General features: G+C 69.6%; 1 protein-coding gene. It reads right to left on the bottom strand.

Annotation, left to right across the window (positions count from 1 at the left end):
• On the bottom strand, window positions 1-6,555 hold a 6,555-nt coding region (locus tag ACZ6JY_RS40665), incomplete at both ends, for a beta-ketoacyl synthase N-terminal-like domain-containing protein (protein ID WP_469204630.1).

Genomic DNA, 6,555 nt, shown 5'->3' with positions numbered 1-6,555 from the left:
GCGCAGGACGGTGGTGAGGCGTTGGGGGGTGAGGCTGGTGAGGATGCCGTCGTCGAGGGTGCCGGCGGTGTGGTAGACGGCGGTGAGGGGGTGTTGGGCGGGGATGGTGTCCAGTGCGTGGGCGAGTGCGGTGGGGTCGGCGGTGTCGCAGGCGGTGATGGTGACGTGAGCGCCGTGATGGGTGAGGTGGGTGTGGAGGTCCGGTGCGCCGGGGGCGTTGGGGCCTTGGCGGCTGAGGAGGAGGAGGTGGCGGGCGCCGTGTTGGGTGACGAGGTGGCGGGCGAGGAGTGAGCCGAGGGTTCCGGTGCCGCCGGTGATGAGCACCGTGCCGTGCGGGTCCGGTGTGGAAGGTGTGGGCAGTGTGAGGACGACTTTGCCGATGTGGCGGGCCTGGCTGAGATGCCGGAAGGCGTGGACGCCTTGACGTACGTCCCACGTGGTCAGGGGCGGGAGGGTGAGCACGCCGGAGGCGAAGAGGGCCAGCACCTCGTTGAGCATCTGCTGCAACCGCTCGGCGTCGACCTCGCTCAGATCAAAGGCGTGGTAGCTGACGCCGGGGTGGGTCTGGGCGAGCTCGTGGGGGTCACGCAGGTCGGTCTTGCCCATTTCGAGGAAGTGGCCGCCGCGGGGGAGGGTGTCGAGTGAGGCGTCGATGAAGTCGTGGGTGAGGGCGTTGAGGACGGTGTCGACGCCGTGGTGCTGGGTGGTGGTGAGGATGTGGTGGCGGAAGTCGAGGGTGCGGGATGAGGCGATGTGGTCGTCGTCCAGGCCCATGGCGCGCAGGGTGTCCCATTTGGTGGGGTGTGCGGTGGCGTAGACCTCGGCGCCGAGGTGGTGGGCGAGTTGGATGGCTGCCATGCCGACGCCGCCGGTTCCGGCGTGGATGAGGATGGACTGGCCGGTGTGGAGGTCGGCGAGGTCGACCAGGGCGTAGTACGCGGTGAGATACGTAATGGGAATAGCCGCTGCTTGATGGAAAGCCCAACCGTCCGGGACGGGCGCCACGTTGAGGCGGTGGGTGACCGTGGTGGGTCCGAAGGCGCCGGGCAGGAGACCCGTGACGCGGTCGCCTGGGGAGAGGTCGGTGACGTCGGGCGCTGTTTCCACGACGGTGCCTGCGCCTTCGACGCCGATGGGTCCGGCGTTGGGGATCATGTTGAGGGCGTTGAGGACGTCGCGGAAGTTCAGCCCTGCGGCCCGTACCGCGATCCGGACCTGCCCGGAGGCCAGCGGTTGGGTTGCTTCGGGGAACGGGATGAGGGCGAGGTTGTCCAGGGATCCCTTGTCCGGGCAGTCCAGTCGCCAGGGTGAGCCGTCGGTGGGCGGAACGAGCAGCTTGGCGTCGGCCATGCGGGTGAGGTGGGGGGTGTGGGGGGTGCCGTGGCGGAGGGCGGTTTGGGGTTCGGTGGTGTGGAGGGTGGTGGTGAGGTGGGTGGGTGTGTGGGTGTGGGGGTGGGTGTCGAGGTCGATGAGGTGGAAGCGGTGGGGGTGTTCGGCTTGGGCGGTGCGGATCATGCCCCAGATGGGGGCGTGGGCGAGGTCGGGTGCGGGGTCGTGGGGGGCGGTGGTGAGGGCGTGCTGGGTGACGATGGTCAGGCGGGTGTCGGTGAGGCGGGGTTCGTTGAGCCAGGTGTGGAGCCAGGCGAGGAGGCGTTGGGCGACGGTGTGCACGGCGGTGGCATCGCGTCGGGCCCTGTCCTCGGGCCGGTCGCCGTCACGGCAGGCACCACCGGCATCGGAGGCGCTTGACGATGTGGGTGTGGGTGTGGGTGTGGGTGTGGGTGCGGGTGTGGTGGGTGGGGTGTGCCAGTTGTGGACGGTCAGGAGAGCGCGGGTGGGAGGCGGGGTGGTGTCGAGGGTGTGGATGAGGGCGTCGAGGTCGGTGTGGGTCTCGGCGGTGGGCAGAGCGGTGGCGAGGTGGAAGGGGTCCTCACCGATGACGGCCCACCGCTCCTCGCAGGACTCAATAGCGGCGAGTGCACCAGGGGGTGTGGCGGCGGTGGGTGTTGTGGTGTTGGAGGTGGTGGCGGTGCCGGGTGTGGTGGAGATGGCGGGTTGGGGGATCCATTGGAGTTGGTAGAGGTGGTCGTCGGGAGTGGTGGGGTGGATGGCTGCGAGTTGTTCGGGGGCCAGCGGGCGGGTGGTCAGACCCTCGATGGTGGCTACGGGTGTGCCGTTGGTGTCGGTCAGGGCCAGCATGACCGTGTCGTGCGCGGTCGGTGTCACGCGCACTCGCACGGAACGGGCACCTGCGGCATGCACGGAGACGCCGCTCCAGCGGAACGGCACACGGCTCGCGATGGCATGTGCCTCCGAGTCGCGATCGGGGTCGTGCAGCCCGAGGGTGTGGAGGGCGGTGTCGAGGAGTGCGGGGTGGAGGAGGTAGGTGTCGGTGTGGGGGGTGTCGGTGTCGGGGAGGGTGATCTCGGCGTAGAGGTGTTCCTGGTGCTGCCAGGCGGTGTGGAGTCCTTGGAAGAGGGGCCCGTAGTCGAACCCGGCATCCGCCAGGCGGGGGTAGAGGTCGCTGAGGTCCAGCGGCCGGGCACCAGCCGGAGGCCAGCACCCATCCGGCGCCGCATCCGCAACGCCGGAACCCGCGGCGGGCATGGCGGTGAGCGTGGCCGTGGCGTGGTGGGTCCAGACCGGGCCCCTGGCACCGGCACCGGTGTTGTCGCTGGTGCCTGAAGAACTGGGGTGGGGCTGGATGCGGGAGTGGATGCTCAGGACACGGTGCTCGTCGGTGTCCGGCGGGCTGAGGGTCACCTGCAGCTGGGTGGTGGTGTCATGCGTGAGGATCAGTGGAGCATGGAGCGTGAGTTCCTTCAGATGGGGACAGTCAGTCCGGGCGCCGGCATGAAGGGCGAGTTCGACGAAAGCGGTACCCGGCAGAAGAACAGTGCCGTGAATGGTGTGCTCAGCCAGCCACGGATGCGTGGACAGCGCGAGACACCCGGTGAACACATACCGATCACCATCAGCCGGCGGAACCGCCGCCTGCAACAACGGATGCTCGGCAGCCTCCAAGCCCGCCGCCGCCACATCCCTAGCCCCGCCGGCGGCACTGAGCCAGTAGCGCTGGCGTTGGAAGGCGTAGGTCGGCAGTTCCATCCGGCGGGCGCCGGTGTCGGCCAGTGTTGCTTCCCAGGCGAGGGGCATTCCGTGTACGTGTGCGTGGGCCAGGGCGCTCAGGAGCGTGGATACTTCTGGGCGGTCGCGGCGCAGGAGCGGGGCGATGACCGGAGGCTGGGGAGGCGGCGTGCTTGTGGTGCTGGTGCTGGTTGTGGTGTCACTGGTGGTGGTGTGGGTGAGGGGGGTGAGGGTGGCGTCGGGGCCGAGTTCGAGGTAGGTGGTGGTGTGGTGCTGGGTGAGCCAGTTCAGGGCGTCGTGGAAGCGGACGGTGGTGCGTGCCTGGTTGGTCCAGTAGCGGGGGGAGCGGGCCTGGTCGGGGGTGAGGGGTTGTCCGGTGAGGTTGGACAGGACGGGCAGGGTGGGGGTGTGGCGGGTGGTGTGTTCGATGATGGTGTGGAAGTCTTCCAGCATGGGGTCGATGTGGTGGGAGTGGAAGGCGTGGCTGACGCGTAGGGGTGTGGTGCGGTAGCCGGCGGTCTGCCATTGGGTGCGCAGTGTGGTCAGGGCGTCGCTGTCGCCGGAGACGACCATGGCGTGGGCGGTGTTGACCGCGGCCAGGGATACCTGCCCCTGGTAGGGGGCCAGCGCCTGGGTGATGGTGGATTCGTCGGCTTCCACGGCGAGCATGGCTCCGCCGGGGGGCAGGGCCTGCATGAGGCGGGCGCGGGCGGCGACCACGGTGCACGCATCCGCCAGTGACCACACTCCGGCCACGTGGGCTGCGGCCAGTTCGCCCACGGAGTGGCCCAGGAGGTAGTCGGGGCGCATCCCCCAGTGTTCCAGCAGCCTAAAGAGGGCTACTTCCACGGCGAAGAGGCCGCTTTGGGTGTAGAGGGTGTGGTCCAGGAGCGCGGCCTGGGGGGTACCGGGCTCGGCCCACACCACCTCCCGCAACCGGAACTCCCCCACCCCCTCCAGCTCACCCTCCAGGTGCTCACACACTTCGTCCCACACGCGGGCGAAGACGGGAAAGGCCTCGGCCAGCTCGCGCCCCATCCCCAGCCGCTGCGCGCCCTGCCCGGTGAACAACAACGCCACCCGCCCCCGACCCTGGCCCTTCGCGGCACCACCGGTGGTGCTGGTGGTGGTGCCGGTGATCACCTGTACGCCGTCCGGCTGTCCGGCGGCGAGCTGTTCCAGTCCGTGCAGCAGCTCTTGCGCATCGTGGCCAAGGACGACCGCACGGTCTTCGAAACATGCCCGCCCGTCGGCCAGGGACCAGCCCACATCCACCGCCTGCCAGCCCGGCCGCTCCCCCAGATATGCCCGCAGCCGGGCGGCCTGCTCCCGCACTGCCTGCTCACCACGCCCGGACACCACCCACGGCACCACCGGCATACAAGCCGGCGCGGGTGCGGATGATTGGGCGGGTGGCTGGGCGGGTGTGGGGTCGGTCGGTTCCTCGGTGGTGGGTGCGTCTTCGAGGATGAGGTGGGCGTTGGTGCCGCTGACGCCGAAGGAGGAGACGGCTGCGCGGCGGGGGCGGTCGGTGCGGGGCCAGGGTTGGGGTTCGGTCAGCAGTGATACCGCGCCGCTGTTCCAGTCGACGTGCGGGGTGGGGGCGTCCACGTGCAGGGTCTTGGGCAGCAGTCCGTGCCGCAGGGCCATCACCATCTTGATCACACCCGCCACACCGGCCGCGGCCTGGGTGTGCCCGATGTTGGACTTCAACGAGCCGAGCCACAGGGGGTTGTCGGTGGTGCGGTTCTGGCCGTAGGTGGCCAGCAGTGCCTGGGCTTCGATGGGGTCGCCGAGCTTGGTGCCGGTGCCGTGGGCCTCGACCGCGTCGACATCGGCCGCCGCCACACCAGCGCTGTCCAGAGCCTGCCGGATCACCCGTTCTTGTGCGGGACCGTTCGGAGCCGTCAGCCCGTTGCTCGCCCCGTCCTGGTTGACCGCGCTCCCTCGTACCACCGCCAGCACCGGATGCCCGTTGCGCCGCGCCAACGACAACGGCTCCAGCAGCAACACCCCCGCCCCCTCAGCCCAGCTGGTCCCGTCAGCCCCAGCGGCGAACGTCTTGCAGCGCCCGTCAGCAGCCAGCCCGCGCTGCCGGCTGAACTCCACGAACACACCCGGCGTGGCCATTACCGTCACCCCGCCCGCGAGAGCGAGGGAGCACTCGCCGTTTCGTAGGGCTTGGCAGGCGAGGTGCAGCGCCACCAAGGACGACGAACATGCCGTCTCCACGGTGACCGCCGGGCCCTCCAGTCCGAGGGCGTACGCCACCCGGCCGGAGGCGACGCTGGTGATGTTGCCGGTCAGTAGGTACCCCTCGACGCCGCCAGGGGCATCCAGATAGCGCGGGGCGTACTCCTGCGACGCGACACCCGCGAAGACTCCGGTCTGGGTTCCCTTGAGCGAGGTCGCGTCGATCCCGGCGCTTTCCACGGCTTCCCATGCGGTTTCCAGCAGTAGCCGTTGCTGGGGGTCCATCGCCAGAGCCTCGCGCGGAGAGATGCCGAAGAAGGCGGGGTCGAAATCGGTCGCCTCGTGCAGGAATCCGCCCTCACGGACGTACGTCTTGCCGGGCCGATCCGGGTCTGGGTCGTAGATGCCGTCGATGTCCCAACCGCGGTTGGTCGGAAAGCCGGAGATGCCTTCGCCTCCCGCCGCGACCAAGTCCCACAGGGACTCAGGAGACGAGGCACCGCCCGGCAGGCGGCAGGCCATGCCGACCACCGCGATGGCTTCATCCATCGACGTAAGGGGCTTGGAGATGGGATGTGCGCCCTGCGCTTTCGCGGTACCCGAGATCTCAGCGTGCAGGTAGTCAGCAAGGGCCGTGGGTGTCGGGTGGTCGAAGAGCAGAGCTGCCTGCGGGCGAAGCCCGGTTGATTCGGCGAGCCGGTTGCGCAGTTCGATGGCGGTGAAGGAGTCGAAGCCGAGGTCGGTGAAGGCGTGGCTCTCCGGGATCGCGTCGGGAGTCGTGTGCCCGAGGGTGGCGGCTGCGTGCGTACGGACGAGATCGAGGAGAGCAGCATGCCGCTGGGCGGACGCAAGGCCCGCCAGCCGTCGGCGAAGAGTGTCAGCGCTGGAGGCGGCACGACGCGGGGCGGCATGACGCGGGGCCGGGACGAGGCTGCGGAGCAGCGGGTGAGGCGCGGATTCGTGGGCCTGTCGATGTAGGGCCGCAAGGTTGAGGTGGACGGGAACAGTCAAAGGGAGGTGGGTGGCTTGAGCCGCGTCCAGGAGGTCAAGCCCCTGTTGCCCGGTCAGGGTGGCGATGCCGTTGACACCATTGTGGTCGCCGGTGCCGCCGTGGATGGTGCGGTGCTGGTCGGTGGCAACGGTGCGACCGGCCGCGCTGCTGGTGGAGACCTCTTGTGGCCCCCAGGCGAGGGAGTGGGCGGGTTGGTGGGTGGTGTGGCGGTGGTGGGCGAGGGTGTCGAGGAAGGTGTTGGCGGTGGCGTAGTTGGCTTGGCC

This window comes from Streptomyces sp. NPDC046335 (assembly GCF_055587985.1).
Note: the sequence above shows the minus strand (reverse complement) of the source record. Positions and strands in the feature narration are given on the sequence as shown.